The sequence below is a fragment of the Adhaeribacter pallidiroseus genome, from assembly GCF_003340495.1.
GTDB classification, from domain to species: domain Bacteria; phylum Bacteroidota; class Bacteroidia; order Cytophagales; family Hymenobacteraceae; genus Adhaeribacter; species Adhaeribacter pallidiroseus.
The window spans coordinates 3,954,857-3,976,645 of record NZ_QASA01000001.1; the positions used below are offsets into that span (position 1 = coordinate 3,954,857).

General features: G+C 42.7%; 14 protein-coding genes. All 14 read left to right on the forward strand.

Features of this window, described 5'->3' with window-relative positions:
• Positions 1-48: 48 nt before the first annotated feature.
• The 14 genes from AHMF7616_RS15815 (at position 49) to sov (AHMF7616_RS27530) (ending at position 21,678) form a co-directional block, all read left to right on the forward strand.
• Positions 49-1,545: an oligosaccharide flippase family protein gene (locus AHMF7616_RS15815; protein ID WP_115373771.1), complete on the forward strand. Its 1,497-nt coding sequence runs from the start codon at positions 49-51 to the stop codon at positions 1,543-1,545.
• A 131-nt stretch (positions 1,546-1,676) separates the two neighbouring features.
• Positions 1,677-2,111, forward strand: coding sequence for a dUTP diphosphatase (gene dut / locus AHMF7616_RS15820; RefSeq protein WP_115373772.1), 435 nt, complete (start codon positions 1,677-1,679; stop codon positions 2,109-2,111).
• A 109-nt stretch (positions 2,112-2,220) separates the two neighbouring features.
• The gene (locus tag AHMF7616_RS15825) at positions 2,221-3,228 is read left to right on the forward strand and encodes a sugar phosphate nucleotidyltransferase (RefSeq protein ID WP_115373773.1); all 1,008 of its coding nucleotides are present in this window, start codon (positions 2,221-2,223) and stop codon (positions 3,226-3,228) included.
• 30 nt (positions 3,229-3,258) lie between these two features.
• A complete protein-coding gene (locus AHMF7616_RS15830; protein ID WP_233507601.1) occupies positions 3,259-5,022 on the forward strand; it encodes a tetratricopeptide repeat protein in 1,764 nt (587 codons plus the stop codon).
• Positions 5,015-5,782 carry a lipoprotein insertase outer membrane protein LolB1 gene (locus AHMF7616_RS15835; protein WP_115373774.1) on the forward strand — a complete coding sequence of 256 codons (768 nt, stop codon included), beginning with the start codon at positions 5,015-5,017 and terminating at the stop codon, positions 5,780-5,782. The genes AHMF7616_RS15830 and AHMF7616_RS15835 overlap by 8 nt, the downstream gene beginning before the upstream one ends.
• A 198-nt stretch (positions 5,783-5,980) precedes the next feature.
• Entirely contained in the window at positions 5,981-7,258 is a 1,278-nt protein-coding gene (locus AHMF7616_RS15840; protein WP_115373775.1) for a murein hydrolase activator EnvC family protein, read from the forward strand.
• A gap of 338 nt (positions 7,259-7,596) precedes the next feature.
• On the forward strand, positions 7,597-7,815 hold the full coding sequence (locus tag AHMF7616_RS15845) for a Sec-independent protein translocase subunit TatA/TatB (protein ID WP_115373776.1): 219 nt from the start codon (positions 7,597-7,599) through the stop codon (positions 7,813-7,815).
• Positions 7,816-7,823: 8 nt separating this feature from the next.
• Positions 7,824-8,033 (forward strand): twin-arginine translocase TatA/TatE family subunit, encoded by a 210-nt coding sequence (locus AHMF7616_RS15850; protein ID WP_115373777.1) that lies wholly within the window; start codon positions 7,824-7,826, stop codon positions 8,031-8,033.
• Positions 8,030-9,472, forward strand: coding sequence for an Asp-tRNA(Asn)/Glu-tRNA(Gln) amidotransferase subunit GatA (gatA, locus tag AHMF7616_RS15855; RefSeq protein WP_115373778.1), 1,443 nt, complete (start codon positions 8,030-8,032; stop codon positions 9,470-9,472). Before AHMF7616_RS15850 ends, gatA begins: the two co-directional genes overlap by 4 nt.
• Before the next feature lie 10 nt (positions 9,473-9,482).
• Positions 9,483-11,039, forward strand: a complete 1,557-nt coding sequence (locus AHMF7616_RS15860) for a LysM peptidoglycan-binding domain-containing protein (protein ID WP_115373779.1) — start codon at positions 9,483-9,485, stop codon at positions 11,037-11,039.
• A 217-nt stretch (positions 11,040-11,256) separates the two neighbouring features.
• Entirely contained in the window at positions 11,257-13,584 is a 2,328-nt protein-coding gene (locus AHMF7616_RS15865; RefSeq protein ID WP_199474249.1) for an NADP-dependent malic enzyme, read from the forward strand.
• 163 nt (positions 13,585-13,747) lie between these two features.
• Positions 13,748-14,338, forward strand: coding sequence for a Holliday junction branch migration protein RuvA (gene ruvA, locus AHMF7616_RS15870; RefSeq protein ID WP_115373780.1), 591 nt, complete (start codon positions 13,748-13,750; stop codon positions 14,336-14,338).
• A gap of 21 nt (positions 14,339-14,359) precedes the next feature.
• Positions 14,360-17,641 (forward strand): T9SS outer membrane translocon Sov/SprA, encoded by a 3,282-nt coding sequence (sov, locus tag AHMF7616_RS27525; RefSeq protein ID WP_147275701.1) that lies wholly within the window; start codon positions 14,360-14,362, stop codon positions 17,639-17,641.
• Positions 17,632-21,678 (forward strand): T9SS outer membrane translocon Sov/SprA, encoded by a 4,047-nt coding sequence (gene sov, locus AHMF7616_RS27530; protein WP_115373782.1) that lies wholly within the window; start codon positions 17,632-17,634, stop codon positions 21,676-21,678. Before sov (AHMF7616_RS27525) ends, sov (AHMF7616_RS27530) begins: the two co-directional genes overlap by 10 nt.
• The last annotated feature ends 111 nt before the right edge of the window (positions 21,679-21,789 follow it).

Here is a 21,789-nt window from a genome sequence, read left to right on the forward strand (position 1 = left end):
ACAATTTCATCTGTGGTCTATGGACTATGGACCATGGACTAAACCAGCATGAGTGTAGCGAAGAAATTAGTAGGGCAAACGGCGGCTTACGGCTTGAGCAGCATTATTGGGCGCACCCTTAATTTTCTGCTTTTTCCGCTTTATTTAGGCATTTTTGCACCCGAAGATTACGGCGTGATTAATGGTTTATACGCTTACGTCGGTTTTTTTAATATTTTATTCGCCTTTGGCCTTGAAACTGCTTTTTTCCGGTACGCCAATCAACCCGGAGCCGATCGCCAGCAATTGTTTAACCGCGTACTCAGCTTTATCATCTGTTCGAGTGTTTTGTTGACTTCGGTTATTCTCATTTTTATAAATCCCATTTCCCGGCTCATTAAGTTTCCGAATCAGCAATTATTTATCGGCTGGTTAGCGGTTATTCTGGCGGTTGATGCGATTACCAGCATTCCGTTTGCCCGGCTGCGCCTGGAAAACAAAGCGGCTAAATTCGCGGGCATTAAAATGCTGAACGTGTTAATTACCGTGGCCGCCAATGTTTTTATTTATTGGTTTTGCTATAATGTTTACCAGGAAAACTTTTTAGCTAACCTAAAGCCCGTTATTTCAAAATTTTACTTTCCGGAGTGGAAGTTGGGCTATATTTTTCTGATTAACCTGGTTGCTAATTTACTATTAATTCCGCTCCTATGGCGGGAGTTTAGCACCTTCCGTTTTTCGCTGGACTTCACTTTTATGATACCGCTGCTGCGGTATGGTTATCCCATCATGCTCATGGGTTTTGCCGGCATCGTAAACGAACTTCTCGACCGGATTTTACTGCTGGAATTATTACCCACTAACTTTTATCCGGGTTTAACCAGCAAAGGCGCCCTGGGCGTGTACGGCGGTTGTTACAAATTGGCCACCTTCATGACTTTAGCCATTCAGGCTTTCCGCTACGCCGGCGAACCTTTCTTTTTCGCACAGGCAAAGGAGAAAAACTCGGCCAACACCTTTGCTTTGGTAACCAAGTGGTTCGTTATTGTGTGCGCCTTTATTTTCTTATTCATCAGCGTTAACCTCGAAGATTTTAAATTTTTACTGCGTCAGCCCAGTTACTACCAGGGTATGGCGGTAATTCCTATTTTGTTGCTGGCCAATTTATTTTTAGGAGTTTATTATAACGTATCTACCTGGTTCAAACTGACGGATAAAACGTATTTCGGCACTTTTATCAGCTTTGGCGGGGCCGCTATAACCATCATTTTAAATATTGCGCTTATTCCGGTGCTGGGCTACATAGGTTGCGCCTGGGCTACTTTAGTTTGTTATTTTTCTATGGCCGTAACATGTTATTATTTTGGTCAGAAATACTATCCCGTACCGTACCCAATAATTACCATGGCGGGCTACCTAGCTTTGGCAATTGGTTTAGTTTATGCTTCCTGGTATGTTTCTGTAAGCGATTTTTTATGGCGGCATCTTTTTCATCTGGGCCTTTGCGGCATTTACCTGGTCATAATCGTTCTGATCGAAAAGCCTGCCTTGCGGTTAAGCCGTTAGCATTTAAGATAGCCAAATCTTAATTTAACAAAACAATTACTGGTAAAATATCTGGCGAATCAGTATTTTATTTTAATTTCATCGTCGTTTGCAGTAACTCTGTTGTTCCTAAATCAGTAAGAACCACACCCATGTTAGTAAATATTATCAATCAATCGAAGCATGCTTTACCTTCGTACCAAACCAGTAGTTCGGCCGGAATGGATTTACGGGCTAATTTAGAGGAAGCCGTATTGTTAAAACCGTTGCAACGCGCTTTAATCCCGACGGGATTATTTATAGAATTGCCGGTTGGTTACGAAGCGCAAATCCGGCCCCGGAGCGGCCTGGCTTTTAAACACGGTATTTCCATTGTTAATAGTCCGGGCACCATTGATGCCGATTACCGGGGCGAAATAAAAGTATTATTGGTTAACTTATCGGACCAGGAATTTGCCGTCGAAAACGGAGAACGCATTGCGCAAATGGTAGTGGCCCGGCACGAAACGGTAGAATGGCAGGAAGCTGATGAACTTACCAATACCGAACGCGGTGCCGGCGGTTACGGCAGCACGGGCGTAAAGTAGCTGGTAATAAATGCTAAATTGCCGGATATTTGAATTGCTGCTGTTTAATTATTAAAAAATTTAAAAATCTAACATCTAAACTAATATCTAACATCTAAAAATCTAACTTATGAGAATTATTGTTCCAATGGCCGGCATGGGCAAACGCATGCGTCCGCATACTTTAACGGTTCCTAAACCATTGGTACCGATCGCCGGCAAACCGATTGTGCAACGTTTGGTAGAAGATATCGCCAAAGTTTGTCAGGAGCCCATTGAAGAAGTAGCTTTTATTATTGGTTACTTCGGATCAGCGGTGGAACAAAAATTAATGGAAATTGCGGCTTCGGTTGGGGCCAAAGGTACTATTTCGTACCAGGAAGAACCCCTGGGCACTGCCCATGCCATCTTGTGCGCGAAAGAATCTTTAGAAGGCCAGGTGGTAGTGGCTTTTGCCGATACGTTATTCAAAGCCGATTTTACTCTGGATACATCGGCCGATGGTACGATTTGGGTGCAGCAAGTAGAAGATCCCCGGCCATATGGTGTCGTAAAATTAAATGAGCAAGGCCAGATCACCGACTTTGTAGAAAAACCCGACACTTTTATTTCGGATTTAGCCATTATAGGTATTTATTACTTTAAGGATGGCGCTTACCTACGCGATGAGTTGCAATACTTGCTCGATAATAACATCAAAGATAAAGGCGAGTTCCAGTTAACCAATGCCTTGGAAAACATGAAAAACAAAGGCACCATTTTCGTGCCGGGTAAAATTTCCGAATGGTTAGACTGCGGCAACAAAGATGCTACGGTTTACACCAACCAGCGCTACCTGGAGTACATTAAAGGCGAAGAAGGTTTAGTAGCTTCTTCGGTGAAAGTTACCAACTCGGTTATCATTGAACCCGTTTATATTGGCGAAAATGCGGTATTAAACAATTCGGTGGTAGGTCCGCACGTTTCTATTGGAAAGAACACTACTGTTTCTGATACCGTTATCAGTAATTCCATTGTGCAGGAAAATACGGTGATTAAAGGTGCCAATATTAAAAATTCTATGCTGGGCAGCTTTGTTTCTTTTACCGGAACGCCCACGGATTTAAGTTTAGGTGATTATAATGTTTTGAAGGAGTAATAGATTTTGAATGATTTAGTTAAGATATTTTTGATTGCTGTATTCTGTTGGGGCTTAAGTACCCAGCAGAGTTACGGCCAAAGTAAACGCCAACGCAAAAAAGCGGAAAAAGCAGCAAAGGTAGAATCGGCGGAAAACCCAACCGAACCCTTGCTGGCCGATGCCCGTCAAAAAGAGGCGGGTGAATCTTTTTTTGTGGATGGTGTTAAATTTTTGATGCTGGAGCAATACGATAAAGCCCTGGAGCGCTTCCAGCGATCGTATGCTTTAACGCCGGGCAATGCGGCGCTTAATTATAAACTTGCCGAAACCCACATGTTAGCGGGCCGCTTAACCGAAGCCTTGCCTTTTGCCCAGGCGGCAGTTACCCTTGATGCCGCTAATCCGTATTATTATCTGCTTTTAGCCCAATTATACACCGGCGGACAACGCTACGACGAGGCTATAAAAGTGTTAATGAAACTTACCAAAGACATTCCGGATACCGAACAATATTTATTTAACCTGGCCGATTTATACCTGGCCAAAAACAAGTTTGATGATGCTTTAAAAACCTACGATAAAATCGAAAAAAAATACGGTTTTATTGAAGAAGTATCATTTAAAAAACAACAAATCTACTTAAAGCAAAATAACCTCGAAAAAGCGCTAAAAGAAGGCGAAACCCTTATTGCCAGCGACCCTACCGAGGTGCGCTACCCCTTGGCTCAGGCCGAAGTGCTGGCCAATAATAAAAAAATTGACCAAGCGGTGCAAATGGTAAATAAAGCCTTGAGCATTGATCAAAACAATGCGCAGGCTCGTTTAATGCTCGCCGAACTGTTGCGCCAAAAAGGTCAATTGAACGAAGCCGTAACCGAGTTACAAACCGCTTTTGGCAATCCGGATTTAGATATTGATGCGAAAGTTAAAATCTTAATCGAATACATCCGGCAATTACCGCAACCAGCTAGCAAAAATCAAACCTTACTTAACACCACGCTTAACCTGGCCGAACAAACTTTAAAAGCCCATCCGCAAGAAGCTAAAGCATACGCGGTGGCCGGCGACGTGCAAAACTTGGCTAACAAGAAAACAGAAGCCCGGAACAACTACATTAAAGCCGTTCAACTGGATAATTCGCATTTCAGCATTTGGAACCAACTGGTAGCCCTGGATGCCGAATTAAATCAAACGGATTCATTACTGGCGCACACTGAAAAAGCATTAGAACTATTCCCGAACCAGGCTGTATTTTGGTTTTATAACGGCACTTCCTATTTATTTAAAAAAAATTACTCCCGGGCGGTAAAATCTCTGGAGTATGGCAAAAAACTATCTTTGGATAAGCCGGAACTGGTAATGCAATTTAATATGCGGCTAGGCGACAGCTATAATTCGCTGAAAGAATACACCAAATCGGATGAAGCTTACGAAGCCGTACTGGTACAGGATCCTAATAATCCGCAGGTATTAAATAATTACAGTTATTTCTTATCGCTGCGCAACCAGGATCTGGCTAAAGCGAAATCCTTATCGAGTAAGTTAATTAACTTATTCCCGAACGAAGAAACGTATCTGGATACACACGCCTGGGTTTTGTATAAGTTAAAAGAATATCCGCAAGCCTTAAAGTTTTTTGAAAAAATTGCGGCAACTACTAAAAATGGTACTATTGTGGAACATTACGGCGATGTACTTTTTCAGCTAGGTCAAAAAGACAAAGCCGTACAACAATGGCAACGTGCCAAAAGCCTGGGCGAATACTCCAGTTTTATCGACAAAAAGATTAAAGATCAAAAACTCTATGAATAAACCCCTTCATATTCTGTACGCAATATGTTTGGTTGTCTGTTTTTCCGCTTGTAAACGAAATAACATCTCCGGTTCTTCCTCGGCGACTCCCGAAAAAATAAATAAAGTAAACGTCATTAATCTCGACTTTAATAACTTATCGGCCAAAGGCCGCATGCAGTTCGAAAACGACGGCGAAAAAATTAATACGGGTATTACCATCCGGATGCAAAAAGACAGCATCATCTGGATTTCGGTAGTACCCGCTTTGGGTATTGAGGTAGCGCGGGTCCGGATTACCCCCGATTCTGTGGCTTTAATTAACCGGTTAGAAAAAACCTATTTTTCAGATAATGTGCAAGCCTTAAAATCTCGTTTTAACGTGGATTTAACGTTTAACATGGTGCAGGCTTTATTGATTGGCAATTACGTACCCGGCGAAAACGGCAACGAAAAACTGATTGACCGGGATCCTATTCAACATACCCGTCAGAACTTGGGAGCAGCCATACTCGATCAATTTATTTCGATCGAGTCGTTTAAATTAAAAAAACTCCAGATTTCGGACCCGGAATCGCCCAACACCATTACCGTGGATTATTCTGATTTTGAAAATGTGGGCGGTAAGCCGGTAGCGAAGTCTACGCTGGTGGTAGCAAATACCGTTAAAGAAAATCAGACCAAAAAAATGGTAGCCTCCATTAATTACAACAAAATAGAAATCAATAGCAACGATTTAGCTTTCCCGTTTGCCATTCCGAATGATTACCGGCGAAAATAAATATAAGCTTTAATATGCTGGTTGTTGCCTGTAAGATTTTTAATTTTGCTTTTAGTAAGAAGTTAAGCCTTTCGTTTTTTTAATTTTTTGTAATCCAGTAGCTTTATTTTTTTAGCTACCTGTTATGGAGCCTACATGGATTCGTCAGTAAGCGGGTTTCTTACTTCTTCTTTTATATTTGCTACCATTTATTTTTGAATGCAGGTTCGGTTTAAATCTTATTTACTTTTCTTTCTTCTTTTTGTAACGCTTGTATATCAAACCGAAGCGCAGCAACGATCATCGCGGACGCGTAAACCAAAATCGAAAGCGCAACTCGAACGCGAAAAGCGCGAAAACCTAAACCGGATACAAGAAGCCAACCGCATTCTGGAGCAAACCAAACAACAAAAAGAAGCTTCGCTGGGCCAACTGAATGCGATTAAAGAAAAAATTACCGTTCAGAAAAAAGTAATCACCAATATCTCTTCGGAATTAAATTACATTGAATCGGATGTAAAGCAAACGGAATCGGTAGTGGGCAACATGCAAACCGATTTGCAAAAGCTGAAAGCCGAATACGCCACCATGATTTACGGCGCATCCAAAACGGCTAATAGTTATAATAAACTCATGTTTTTGTTTGCGGCCGATTCTTTTAACCAATTTATCCGGCGCCTTACCTACCTGCGGCAATACTCCGAATCGCGCAAGAAACAAGTAGCTGAAATTAACCGGGTTACTACCAACTTAGGGCAAAAACTCACCGTGCTGAACCGGCAGAAAAAGCAAAAGAAAACCTTGCTAAACGTGCAGGTGAAAGAAAACTATAACCTGCTTAGTTTAAAAGACCAGCAGGACAACATGGTGCAGCAGTTAAGTCAGAAAGAAAAAGAACTGCGCGAGGAAGTAAATCGCCGGCAGGCGGCCGTCCGGAAACTGGATAATGTAATTGCCAACATGGTACGGGAAGAAATTGCCCGGGCGGCCCGGGTTGCCAAAAGTAGAGCGGGTGCAGAAGGAGGAACCGCCACCCGCACTTCCACCAATAAGGTAACCTTAACTCCCGAAACGGCGCTGCTTTCCTCTAATTTTGGAGGGAATAAAGGTCGCTTTTCCTGGCCGGTGGAACGGGGCTTTATTTCGCAGCGCTTTGGGGTACACGCGCATCCGGTTCTTAGAAATGTATCTACCCGTAACAACGGCATCGATATTCAAACAAATGCCGGGGAAAGTGTCCGGTCTATTTTTTCGGGTATTGTACGGGCAGTGCTGGAAGTGCCGCCTTACCATACGGTAGTCATGATTCAGCACGGCGAATATTTTACCACCTTTACCAAATTAAAATCAGCCAATGTAAGCGAAGGCCAGAAAGTGGATGCCAAAGAAGTAATTGGCACCGTTTACACCAACCCGGATGGTACCACCGAACTACACTTTGAAATTTGGCGCAATACCACCAAATTAAATCCAGAAACCTGGCTGTTAACAAGATAGCTAAGCGTTATAATTAATAACCAAATACGAATACTAGCGCATAGCGAACAGGCGTTTTATTTTTACTGTATCATTCATGTATAAGCTACAGTAAACTCTGGATGTTTCGCGGGGAGAAAGCTGGTAAATTCTAAGTTCAGGTATTTTTTAAAAAATTACTTTTACTTAAATCTATTTAGCTCATCTGGTTCGTAAATGATCAAACTATCCGGAATAAAAAGTCCGCGTTACAGAAAATACTTGCAAAGTTGGGCACCATTTTAAAGTTTAATCTCTTTTATACCTAAAATTGAAATATTAATTTAATTTTGTAATTCTAACATTTAAATATTAAAGTTATGGCAATGAATAATGTGTTGGCTTTTATTGGCGGTTTGGGCACCAGCGAAGTAATGGTTATTATGTTGGTAATCTTGTTACTTTTTGGCGCAAAGCGTATCCCTGAATTAGCCAAAGGCTTAGGTAAAGGTATCCGGGAATTTAAGGATGCTACCAAAGAAATTAAAAATGAAGTAGAGAACGCCGTAAAAGACGATACGCACCCTACTTCTAAATAAAGTAGCCCGTGTTTGTACATACAGTGTTTGCTTTTCTGGGAGTAACCGAGGTAATTTTAATTATCGCCGTATTAATACTATTTTTCGGTGCCAGCCGCATCCCCGGTATTGGCCGTGGTTTGGGTAAGGGAATTCGCGAGTTTAAGGATGCCACCAAAGGAAAAGAAACCCATTCGGAAAAAGAAGTAAAAAATAGAAACGAACCCCCATTAGTTTGAAGCGTTACAATAGCTTATCGGAAGTACACCAGGATTTAGCCAATGGTACCACTACCTGCCGCGACCTGGTGCACTACTATTTAGACAATATCGAGCGTAAAAAACATTTAAACGCCTACCTAGAAGTTTATGCCGCCGAAGCTTTAGCCAAAGCCGATGAGGTAGATCAAAAGTTAGCCCATGGTACCGCTGGTCGTTTGGCCGGTATGGTGCTGGGCTTAAAAGATGTACTGGCTTACCAAGGCCATTCGCTGCAATCGTCGAGTAAAATCCTCACTGGTTTTAAATCATTATTCACGGCTACTGCGGTACAACGATTGTTAGACGAAGATGCCATTATAATTGGTCGCCAGAACTGCGACGAATTTGCCATGGGCGCTTCGAACGAAACCTCCGCCTTTGGGCCAACTTTGAACGAAGCCGATCCTACCCGGGTTCCGGGTGGTTCTTCCGGTGGTTCGGCCGTAGCCGTTCAAGCTGATTTGTGTTTAGCTTCCATTGGTTCCGATACGGGTGGTTCGGTGCGTCAGCCGGCGGCTTTTTGCGGCGTTATTGGTTTAAAGCCTACTTACTCCCGTATTTCGCGCTATGGCTTAATAGCTTACGCTTCTTCCTTCGACCAGATCGGTCCGATAACCCGGAGTGTAGACGATGCCGCTTTGCTGCTCGAAATTATGGCGGGAGCCGATGACTATGACAGCACGGCGAGTCGGCGCGAAGTACCCGCTTACAGCCAACTCCTGGAAAATGAAAGTGAGCAAAAATACCGGATTGGTTATATCAGCGATACTTTAGAGAACGAAGGTTTAGACTCCGAAATCCGGGAAACCATACAGGGAGCTATCCAAAACCTGCGCGAAGATGGTCATACCGTAGAATCGGTGGATTTTCATTATTTAGATTACATTGTTCCTACCTATTATATTTTAACTACCGCTGAAGCTAGTTCTAACTTATCCCGCTTTGATGGGGTAAAATACGGCTATCGCAGCGGCGAGGCCACCGACTTGCTATCGATGTACAAAAAATCGCGAGCGGAAGGTTTTGGCCACGAAGTACAAAAACGCATTATGCTGGGTACTTTTGTACTAAGCGCTGATTACTACGATGCTTATTACACCAAAGCGCAAAAAGTAAGAAGAATCATTAAAGAAAAAACCGAAGAGCTTCTGGAGCAATTTGATTTTTTAATTATGCCTACTTCGCCAACCACTGCTTTTCCCTTGGGCGGTAACCCTACGGATCCTTTAGCCATTTACTTGGCGGATATTTTTACGGTACAAGCTTCCTTGGCGGGAGTGCCGGCTATTTCGGTTCCGGTAGGTGCTGATAAGCAGGGTTTACCCATTGGCATGCAAATTCTAACCAAGTCATTTGCCGAAACCAAGCTGCTGGCTTTTTCTAAATCCGTCACGGAAAAAATCATAATTACTACTTAGCCATTGAAATATGCGGATAAATCTTTTTACTCTTTCCCTAATACTAACTGGCCTGTTGTTTTCCTTGACGAGTAAGGCCAATTTTTTAAAAAAAGAGCAAAAAAGAGGTATTCCGACTGATACTTTATACCCTACTGCCCTAACGGATACGGTTCGCTTAGCCGATACCACCCGATTAGAAGAAATTCTGGGTTTTGCCCTGCCGGATTCGGTGCCGATGGTAACCAACGAGCTTATTTTGGATCGGCTTAGTTGCTTGCAGAAAGAGATACCCTTGCAATTTAACCCCTACGTTAGGGGGTTTGTGGATTATTTCACCATCCGTAACCGCAAATATTCCCGCCGGATCTTATCCCGGGAAAATGTTTATTTTCCTTTATTCGAGCGCTACTTAGCTAAGTATAATCTACCGGTAGAACTGAAGTACCTGGCCGTAGTAGAATCGGCTTTAATGCCGCGGGCCGTTTCCCATGCCGCTGCTGTGGGCTTATGGCAGTTTATACCTTCGGCAGCATCCGACTACAAGTTAAAAATTAACGCTTACATTGATGAGCGCATGGACCCCGAAAAGGCTACGGACGCGGCTTGCCGGTATTTGCGTAATTTGCATCGTATGTTTGGGGGAAATTGGGAACTAGCTCTAGCCGCTTATAATTGTGGGCCGGGTAATGTACGCAAAGCCATTAAACGCGCCGGTGGCCAAGCCGACTTCTGGGCAATTTTCCCATACTTACCCAAAGAAACCCGGGGTTACGTACCTTCTTTAACGGCCATTATATACACCATGAACCACGCGGTAGAGCACGAGATACAAGCCGACACCTTGCTATACGCCACCCTAACCGATACCATTGTCGTTAACCATTCCCTGGATTTAAAAAAATTATCGCAGCAGCTTAGTTTAGACCCGGACGAATTACCCAAACTAAATCCGGAAGTAAAAAAGGCTATTCTACCGGCTACCATTCGAAGTTATGCTTTAAAAGTGCCAGCCACACATAAAAACCAGTTAGTGGCTAACCGCACTTCTATTCTGGATTCATGTAAACTGCCCGGGGTTGTAACTCCCTCCTACCAGAATATTGCTTTAGCGCAGAAATCCGCTTCTTTGCCTATAACCACAACTTCCTCTACTTCCGACTCGGCAGATACGGATTCTTTGCAGCAAAAAGAATATATAGTGGCCGTTGGTGATAATTTATCCCGGATTGCTCAAAAAAACAATGTAACAATAGCGCAATTACTTAGCTGGAACAATCTAAATTCGGATGATAAACTATTCGCCCGGCAGAAGTTAGTGCTGTTTACTCCGGCTTCTTCCAATAATCTGTTAGCTAATAACACAACTTCGGCAGAACCAGAAGTAAAAATTCAATTAGCTTCATTCCGGAAAAGTAGCGGTAAGAAAACGTTACCAAAAGTAAAAAAAACTCATACGGTACAGCCAAACGACACGTTGTGGAGTATTTCCAGACGGTACAACGACATACCCGTAGAAAAAATTAAAAAATTAAATAAACTAAAAAATAACAGCCTACGTCCCGGTATGAAACTGGTAATCAGCTAAGCTTTCATTTTTTTAAATTTTCTCTAATATCAGGTCTAACGCCTGATATTTTTTGTTTCAGCCGAAATGAAAATACCTATTCTGGTTACTCAGCCTTGGCTAGCACAATAACTACTAAAAGTAAATAGCTTAAACCGCTGCTTTTGCTTAATTTTACCTAAATACAGAAGTCTGATTTAACTTTTTTATTTACTGGGCCCTGCTAAATTATTCCGCTATGATTAAAATAAATAAACAAGATGCCCTTAATTATCATCAACAAGGCCAGCCAGGCAAAATAGAGGTAGTACCCACCAAAATGCTTTCTTCGCAATTAGATTTAGCCTTAGCTTACTCGCCTGGGGTAGCGGAGCCTTGTAAAGAAATTGCTTTAAATAAAGAAGATGCTTATAAATATACTTCTAAAGGTAATTTGGTGGGCGTAATCTCGAATGGTACAGCGGTGTTGGGCTTAGGTAATATTGGCCCGGATGCTGCTAAACCCGTGATGGAAGGAAAAGGTGTTTTATTTAAAAAATTTGCAGGCATAGACGTATTTGACATTGAAATTGACTGTACCGACCCCGAGGAATTTATCCGGATTGTGCGTTCGCTGGAGCCAACCTTTGGTGGTATAAATTTAGAAGACATTAAAGCTCCGGAAAGTTTTAAAATAGAGGTAGCCTTAAAGGAGCAGATGAATATTCCGCTCATGCACGACGATCAGCACGGTACCGCCATTATCTCCAGTGCGGCTTTACTTAATGCTTTGGAATTAGTACATAAAAAGATTCAGGATGTTCAGATAGTCATGAACGGGGCCGGAGCCGCCGCCATTGCCTGTACAAAATTATATTTGGCCTTAGGCGCGAAAATTGACCATATTGTCATGTTCGATAAAGATGGCATCATCAGCCCCCAGCGGAATGATTTAGATATTTACCGGGCCCAGTTTGTAACTACCCGCCAAATTAACACCTTAGCCGAAGCCATGACCGAAGCCGATGTATTTATTGGTCTTTCGGCGGGTAATGTGCTCTCGCCGGAACACGTAAAGTTAATGGCTAAAAACCCCATTATTTTTGCTTTAGCCAATCCCGATCCGGAAATTGCCTACGATGTAGCTATGGCCGTTCGCGAAGATTTAATCATGGCTACCGGCCGTTCTGATCATCCGAACCAAGTAAATAACGTACTGGGCTTTCCTTACATTTTCCGGGGAGCTTTGGATGTACGGGCTACCGAAATAAACGAAGCCATGAAACTGGCAGCCGTACACGCCTTATCGGAATTGGCGAAAGAACCCGTACCCGAAATAATAAATAAAGCTTACGCTGATAAAACCATTGCCTTTGGTCGGGAATATTTAATTCCTAAACCACTTGATCCCCGGCTGATCACAACAGTATCCCCGGCCGTAGCCAAGGCAGCTATGGATTCGGGTGTAGCGAAAACACCCATTCTGGATTGGGTAAAATACGACCAGGAATTACAAGAACGCATCGGCATTAATCAAAAGTTAATGACCCGCATCATTAACCAGGCTAAAACCAATCCGAAACGCATTGTTTTTGCCGAAGCGGACCATTACAAAATTTTAAAAGCGGCCCAGATTGTTCAGGATCAGAAAATAGCGCAACCAATTTTACTGGGTAACCAGAAGCGCATTGAAGCTCTAATTGCTGAAAATGCATTAGACTTAGATGGGGCTATTATTATAGATCCGGCGAAAGAAATTAAAAAACACGAAAAATTTGCCCGCATTCTGTACGATAAACGCAAGCGGAAAGGACTTACTTTGTACGATGCCCGCAAAATGGTGCGAAGCCGGACTTATTTTGGAGCTTTAATGGTAGATACCAATGAAGCTGATGCTTTAATTTCGGGTTTAACGAAAGATTACTCCCAAACCATCTTACCGGCCCTGCAAGTTATCGGGGTAGAAGAGAATGTGAACCGGGTAGCCGGCATGTATATTATCCAGAATAAAAAAGAACCTTACTTTTTAGCCGATACTACGGTTAATATTAACCCAACCGCGGAGGAATTAGTAGGCATTATTGGGCTAACCGCTCGCGCCGTCCGTTTTTTTGATGTGGAACCCCGCATGGCCATTCTTTCTTATTCTAACTTTGGCTCTAATCAGGGCGAAATACCTGCTAAAACAATTCTGGCGACCAAGCTGGCTAAAGAAAAATATCCTAACTTGCTGATTGACGGAGAAATGCAAGCAAATACGGCGGTTAATAAAAGCTTGCTGCAAGAGCATTATCCATTCAGTGAATTAGCTGAAAAAGGGGCTAATACGCTTATATTTCCGGATTTAACTTCCGGAAATATCGCCTATAAATTGCTGCAAGAAATAGGTGGAGCCGAAGCAATTGGCCCGATTTTGATGGGTATGCACAAGCCCGTCCATATTTTACAGCTCGGATCATCCACCCGGGATATTGTGAACATGGTAGCCATTGCGGTAGTAGACGCACAAAATCATGAGGTCCGTTATAACAACCGCAAAAATAATTCTCCTGAACCAGTTACAAGTAGTACGGGAGCTCTTAATTAAGTAATGATTATAATGGCTAAAAAAAGGGGTGGTTTAGCACCCATCACAGAACTATTTGCCCTTGTGCTTATTTTATGATTAAGGCCTGAAACCAACGCTTAACAGATAATTTTTAAAAATTTATGCTGGATGCTAACTACAATAAGCCTATACAAAGTTATATATGATTGCGTACATTGATGGTAAATTAACTTACAAAGACCCAACTTTTGTAATCATTGAAGTTGGTGGCGTAGGTTATCAAATAAAGATTTCTTTAAACACGTATGCGGGTTTAACCGAAGGGGAACGTTGCAAATTATTTACTTTCCTGCATATAAAAGAAGATGCGCATACTTTATACGGATTTAGCGAGCTGTCCGAAAAAAATATTTTCCTGCATCTTATTTCTATTTCGGGGGTAGGGCCCAATACCGGTCTGATGATTCTTTCTTCTTTAAGCGTTGCCGAAATTCAGCAAGCTATTGTGCGCGAAGATGTACCTACTATTCAACGTATTAAAGGAATTGGCGTTAAAACGGCTCAGCGTTTAATATTAGAATTAAAAGACAAGCTGAAAAAAGAAGTACTCTTGGACCAGACAAACGTTTCGGTAACCGCACACAATACCAATCAAAATGAGGCGTTATCTGCTTTGATAACCTTAGGTTTTGCTCGAACCGTTGCCGAGAAAACGCTTGATGCCATTATTAAGCGCGAAGGCAATCACCTGACGGTGGAGGCATTAATCAAACTTGCTTTAAAATCTTCCTGAAGAAATATATTTACATTTCGCTTGAATAAAAGTAGACATCACGTAGTTATTGCGTCTGTTGCGGTTGTTACTATGTTCGCCTGGCTTTCCGAAGCCGGAACATTAACCGGCAATAATGCTTTAAACCTAAATGCGCTAAAAAGTTTAGTAGCCGATACTATAGTTACCGATACCGTAACGAGCGAAGGTTATCGCAAATCCAGGCGCCCCGACTTTCGGCCGAAAGACCGGATCGGCGATCCTTTTTCTAACCGTACCTCCCGGTCGCCCATGTTGCTCAAAAATCCGGACAACATTGATTTAAATGTAGATCTGGACGACAGTCTCCGTTATTTTGAAATAAAAGAAAAAGTAGGCGATCTAAATTTTAGAAATCCTACTATCATGACGTACGAAGAGTACACAAGGTTTCAGCAACAGCAAGCGATCCGTAATTATTGGCGGAGCAAAGCCGAAGGTGGCGTAACCGGCGAGAAAGCATCTGGCCGTTCTTTACTTAGTCCTAAGATTGCCGTAGTTAGCCCCTTGTTCGATCGTATTTTTGGCGGCAATTTCGTAGACATTCAAACCAATGGAAATGCGGGCTTAAAATTTGGCGCCCGGTTTAGCCGCAACTTTAATCAATCGTTACCACTGCGCCGGCAACGAACCGGTGATTTTGAATTTGATCAGAACTTAGCTATTAACGTAACAGGCCGGATTGGGGAGAAACTCAAACTTAATTTTAATTGGGATACGAAAGCCAACTTTGAGTTTGAGAACAACATTAAAATGGATTATACCGGCTACGAAGAAGAAATAATCCGCAAGATTGAAGCTGGTAACGTTAGCCTTCCTTTAAATAATAGCCTAATTGCCGGAGCCCAGAATTTATTTGGGGTAAAAGCGCAAATGCAATTTGGTAAACTGGGCGTCACTACCGTTTTGTCGAATGTTCGGGGCCGCACCGACCAGATTAATATTCAAAACGGAGCCCAGAACCGGCCGTTTGAAATTAAAGTAGATCAATACGAACGCGACCGACATTACTTTTTATCCCAATTTTTCCGCGATCGGTACGATCGCTCTTTGCGCGATTTACCCCAACTGAAATCCGGTATCACCATCCGCCGCTTGGAAGTATACATTACCAACGATAACCGGGCTACCGAGAACCTGCGCAACGTGGTTACCCTGATGGACTTAGCGGAGGCCGATACTACCAAAACCTTAAGAGATAAGTTGATTTACAAAACTGGTACCGCTTTAACGGTACCCGCCAGTAACGATGCTAACGCTTTATTCAGCCAAATAAATAATTTCCGGGATAATAATACGGTTGATGAGCAATTACAGCGTTTAGATCCAATAACTCCACTTCAAAAAAATGTAGATTTTGAACACGTTCGAGCCCGGCGTTTAGACCCTAAAGAATATAATTTCAGCCCGGAGTTAGGCTACATTTCCCTGAACATCCAGATGTTGCCCGAACAGGTATTAGGCGTAGCGTACGAATATACGTTTAACGGGCGCGTTTACCGGGTAGGCGAATTACAAGATGATTACCAGAACGTAGGTGATAATCAGGTGATTTTTTTAAAAATGTTGAAGTCTACAAACCCCGCTTTAAATCTGCCCACCTGGGATCTGATGATGAAAAACGTTTATTCCCTGAACGCCAATCAGGTAACCCGGGAAGGATTTCAGATGAACATTATCTACAAAGACGATGAAACCGGAGTAGATCTGGCCAGCTTAAAAGAAGGCCAAAATATCAGAGATATTCCGCTGGTAGAAGTTTTTAACCTGGATAAAGTAAATACCAACAACGATGCCCCTCCGGATGGCAACTTTGACTTTTTAACGGGCTTAACGATCGATCCGGAAAATGGTCGCATTTACTTCCCGGAAGTCGAACCTTTTGGCTCTTACTTACGCAGTAAATTTGCCCCTGAGGAAGCAAATTTAGCCGAGAAATACGTATTCCAGGAATTATACGACCAAACCCAAAGCGATGCCCAGCAAGTTACCAGTAAAGCTAAATTTTTTCTAAGAGGGCGCTACCAAGCCAGTTCTACCGACGAAATAGCCTTACCGGGTATTCAAGTAGCAGAAGGCTCGGTGCGGGTTCGGTCTGGAGGCAACTTACTTACCGAAGGCGTGGACTACCGGGTTGATTATGCGCTGGCGCGGGTAAAAATTTTAAATCCTAGCTATCTGAACTCGGCGAGTAACCTGAGCGTAGAATTTGAAAAAGCCGAAATTATTAATCCGCAGCCCCGCTCCATGATTGGTACGCGCCTGGATTATGCTTTAAGCCGCGACATTGGTTTAGGCGCCACGTTGCTGCACCTCGGCGAAACGCCTTATAATAATAACCGGGTTAGTATTGGCGATGAACCTTCTAATAACACCATTTACGGCTTGGATGTCAGCCTTAAAAAAGAATCCCGGCTCTTAACTACCCTTACCGACAAACTGCCTTTTATTGAAACCAAAGAACCTTCGGCTTTTGCTTTCAACGCTGAATTTGCGCAGTTACTACCCGCAAGATCCAAGTTAAAAGGCGAAGATGGCGTTTCTTATATCGATGATTTTGAAGGAGCAGAGTCGTCTTATTCTTTGTCCAGTAGCAGTAACAATAACAACTGGCGATTGGCCGCTACTCCCGCCCCGCTAGTCGGTGCCCGTACGGGTTTGGCCTATGCGGATAACCGGGCTCATTTGGCCTGGTACACCATCGACCAAGGGGTATATTACCGAAACGGCAACCAGCATCCAAATAATATTACCGAGGAAGTTTTAAAAAATCATTATATCCGGGGGATTAATCGTAAAGAAATATTTCCGAATCGGGATCTAGACGCCGTAAACAATTTTGAGTACCCATTTGATCTGGCTTTTTACCCAGCTGAACGAGGTCAATACAACTACAACCAAAGCGTAAGTTCCGATGGCAAGCTTCTGCCCAACGCAGCTAATCCCGTTGATAACTGGGGTGGTATTAGCCGGGAAATAACCTTTGATACTGATTTTGATAATGCCAACATTGAATACCTGGAGTTTTGGATGATGGACCCTTTTCTGGGGGTAACCAATCCAAACTCGAGATACACCGTTATTGATGATGACAACGATCAAACTGTTAACGATAAAGCCAACACTACGGGTGGCGAGTTAATATTTAACTTAGGTAATGTTTCGGAAGACTTATTAAAAGATCAAAACCGCTACGAATTTGAAAACGGTTTACCTACCGAAGCAGCTCCCAGCAACATTGCCACTACGCCTAAGCCCGACACAGACCGCACTCCCTGGGGGTAGTAACCCGGCGCCAATTCTTAACCGATGCTTTTGATAATACGTCTGGTAGTCGCCAGTTTCAGGATATTGGCTTGGAAGGTTTAACAGATACGGAGGAAAAACAATTTTTTACGGGGGTTTACCAGCAATTGGCCGACCCCTCGAATGATAATTTTAAGCACCACTTAAATCAGGATTACGATAATCGCGATGTTAAAATACTGGGCCGTTACAAATACTATAACGGTATGGAAGGTAACTCAGCCGAAAACAGCGTGGAAGCGGCTTACTCTTATCCCGATAAAGAAGATTTAAACAAAGATAATATTGTATCGGATGTAGAACGCTACTATGAATACAAAATAGATCTCCGCCCGGGCAAATTAGAGGTAGGCCAGAATTACATTGTAGATAAAGTAGTAAATCAAGGGGATAGCGCCAAAAACGGGGATAAAGTAACCTGGTATTTATTCCGGATTCCGGTTCGTCAGCCTACCGGAAATGTAAATAACATTCAAGGTTTTAAATCCATCCGGTTCCTGCGCATGTACTTAACCCGGTTTCAAGAGCCCGTGGTACTCCGGACGGTACAAATGCAATTTGTATCCAATCAATGGCGGAAATACTTGGGCTCGGTGTCGGAGGGTGGCGCGCCGTGTACGGGTAATTGCGATACCGACGTAGATAATTTTACTGTTTCCACCGTGAACCTGGAAGAAAATGGGGAATCGGATACAGGCAATATAAAATACGTGATTCCACCGGGTATTTACCGGCAATTTGATAATTCATCGGTTACTACCCGGCGGCAAAATGAGCAATCGCTGCAAATCTGCGTGGATAATTTAAAAGATTCCTTTGGTAAAGCGGTTTACAAGAACGTAACCATGGATATGCTTATTTACAAGCGACTAAAATTGTTTATTCACGCGCAAAGCTTAAATGGCAGCACCCGCGACGACGAAGTCCGGGCCTTTATCCGGATTGGTACGGACTATACTCAAAATTACTACGAATACTCCTTGCCTTTAAAGATTACCCGGAATGGAGCCATTAATGAGCAAGAAATCTGGCAGGTAGAAAACATGATTGACGTTGCTTTCCAACAATTTATTGACGCGAAGGCTGCCAGAAATCAAAAACAGGCAAATATCTTACAACCTTTTCCGGTAGATTTAGGAAATGGCAGAACAATTACCGTGGTAGGTAATCCGGATTTTAGCTCGGTACAAGGTATTATGATGGGAGTGCTTAACCCTAAAACCCCTGACCGGGCCGATAAATCATTTTGTGTTTGGGCAGATGAGTTACGCGTAGCCGATTTTGATAAGAAAGCCGGTTGGGCCGCCAATGCCCGCGCAAATTTAAAATTAGCCGATTTAGCCAATATTTCGGCTACGGGTTCCTACACGACCGTTGGCTTTGGGGCGTTACAGGAAAAAATTGCCCAACGAGCGCGCGCCAATACCGCGCAGTTTGATATAAACGCTAATATTGCCGCCGATAAGTTCTTACCGGAAAGATTAGGTATTCGCATTCCGGTTTCGGTGCAATACGGGAAAGCGACCCAGGAACCTCGTTACGATCCATTAGATCCGGACACCCCGTTAGAGCAATCGTTACAGAAGTTTGGGGATGATAATGAAAAAAGGGAGAAATACCGGAAGGAAGTTATCAATCAAACGACAACCAAAAGCTTTAACTTATTAAATGTTCGGAAAGAAAAAACAGATCCGGATGCGAAACCGCACCCTTACGATATCGAGAATTTGTCACTATCGTACGCTTACAGCGAGTTGAAGCATACCGATATTTTTACGGATAACGATTTAACGAAAACTTACACGGGAGGCTTAGCTTACGCGTTTAATGGCGCTCCTAAAAATTATACACCGCTTAGTAAAGTAGCTGCTTTTAAGTCTCCTTATTTAAAATTTTTGCAAGAATTCAACTTTACGCCGCTGCCGAGCCGGGTAGCTTTCCGCGCTGATTTAGACCGACGTTATAATGAGGTATTTCTGCAACGTCGCGTTAATGCAAATGAAACACCTGTTAGATTAGATCCTAAATATGCGACTTTCCAGAAAACATTCTTCTTTAACCGGGTGTACGATATCAAGTGGGATTTAACGAAGAGTTTGACCTTTGATTATACCGCAACCAACCGGTCGGTAGTAGATGAACCAAAAGGCCAGATCAACGGCGATGACCCAAAATTAAGAGGTAAGAACGACTCTATCTGGCACAACTTATGGCGTGGTGGGCGTACTACTAACTTTGATCAGTCAGCAGCGGTTACTTATCGCTTACCTCTGGATAAGTTTCCGTTAACCGATTGGGTAAGCGGCGACGTACGTTACGCAGCGGGTTATACCTGGACTTCGGGTTCTACGGTATTATTAAGCGATTCGCTGGGCTTAGGTAATACCATCCAGAACAACAGCGATGCCAGTGTAACCGGTAAAGTAGATTTAATGCGCTTATACAATAAAGTTAAATTCTTGAAAGCCATTAACGAAGCTACTCCGGCGGCAGGTGCCCGGCCTCCGCAACCAGCAGCACCTGGTGCCGCTGCCCCGCAAGACACTACCGAGAAGAAACCCGAGTTACGCGCTTTGAAAGCCACGTTGAAGGTATTAATGGCCGTACAATCTATTAATTTTACTTACCAGTTAACGCGCGGTAATTTAGTACCAGGTTATCTACCTAAGTCCAGGTTCCTGGGCTTCGACGAAGGTTTTAGTGCGCCTGGGTTACCGTTTATTTTGGGAAAGCAGTTTGAATTAAGCGAATTGTACAACATGATAGATCGGAATGGCTGGTATACCAACAATAGTCATTTGTTAAATACAGCCTTTAGCGGTTTACGTACGGAGAATTTTTCGGCCCGGACGAATGTCGTTCCGTTCAAAAACTTTAACATTCAGGTGGAAGCCCGGCGGGAACGTTCGGATATTGAAGAAGCTTTTTACCGTTTATCCGTGGATGAAGCAACCGGCAACCCCATTAGTAACATGGAAGAATTGCAAAACCCGTATCATACCGGTTCATTTAGTACTTCTATTATTTCGCTGGGTACGATGTTCGAAAGCAAACGGGGTAATGGTTCGCAAGCTTTTGATAATTTTATTAAATACCGGTCTAATATTGCTCCCCTTTTATCCGCTGCTAACCCAGATAAAACCGGTACTTACACTAAAAACTCGCAGGATGTTTTAATTCCGGCCTTTATGTATGCTTACACGGGTAAGGATATTAACGCTTATGATCCGAATAAAAAGGCTGGCCGATCTACTAATTTATTTAAAAGCATTCCGCTGCCAAACTGGCGATTAGATTATAATGGTTTAGCGGAGTTACCTTTTATTAAGCAATACTTTAGCTCGTTCACGTTGGCGCATGCTTATAGCTCGGTGTATAGCATTAACAGCTTTGCTACTTCCTTAAGTTACACCACCGAACCAGTAACCGGATTTTCAACGTTTAAAAACGAAAGAAATGAGTTTGAACCGTACTACGTAATAGGCCAGCTAACCATCATGGAGCGGTTAACACCTCTATTGGGTATTAATTTTAAAACTCAGAAAAACATTATCGGCCGCATAGAATATCGTACCGAGCGTAATCTGGCCCTTAACATGGCTACAAATGCGCAAGTAACCGAAGTTGGCATTAAAGATTACGTTATTGGGTTAGGATATGCTACCACTAATTTCCGGGTACCTTTTAAAATTAATGGCGAACGGATTGTGCTTAAAAATGAATTAAACGCCCGTTTTGATTTTACCTTACGCGATAACCTGACTATTCAACGATCTATTATCAACGATACGACTGGCATTGCTGGACCTGGTATTGAACAAGAACGAAGCGATAACGTGCCCACAAATGGCACCAAACAAATTCAGATTAAACCTACCATTGATTACACAGTAAATCAAAAACTAAATATTCAGTTTTACTTTACCCGGGTGGTTTCGGAACCTAAAATATCCAGTTCATTTAAAAATACGGTTTCCGAAGGTGGTATTCAGTTACGTTACAGCTTATCGCAGTAAATAAAACATTATTTAAAAAATCAGGTATTATGGTAAAGCTGTAAATTGGCGAAGGTACCAGAGTTAAATTCTTACTATATTTGCGCCGCAACCCTTAAAATAAAGCCACTA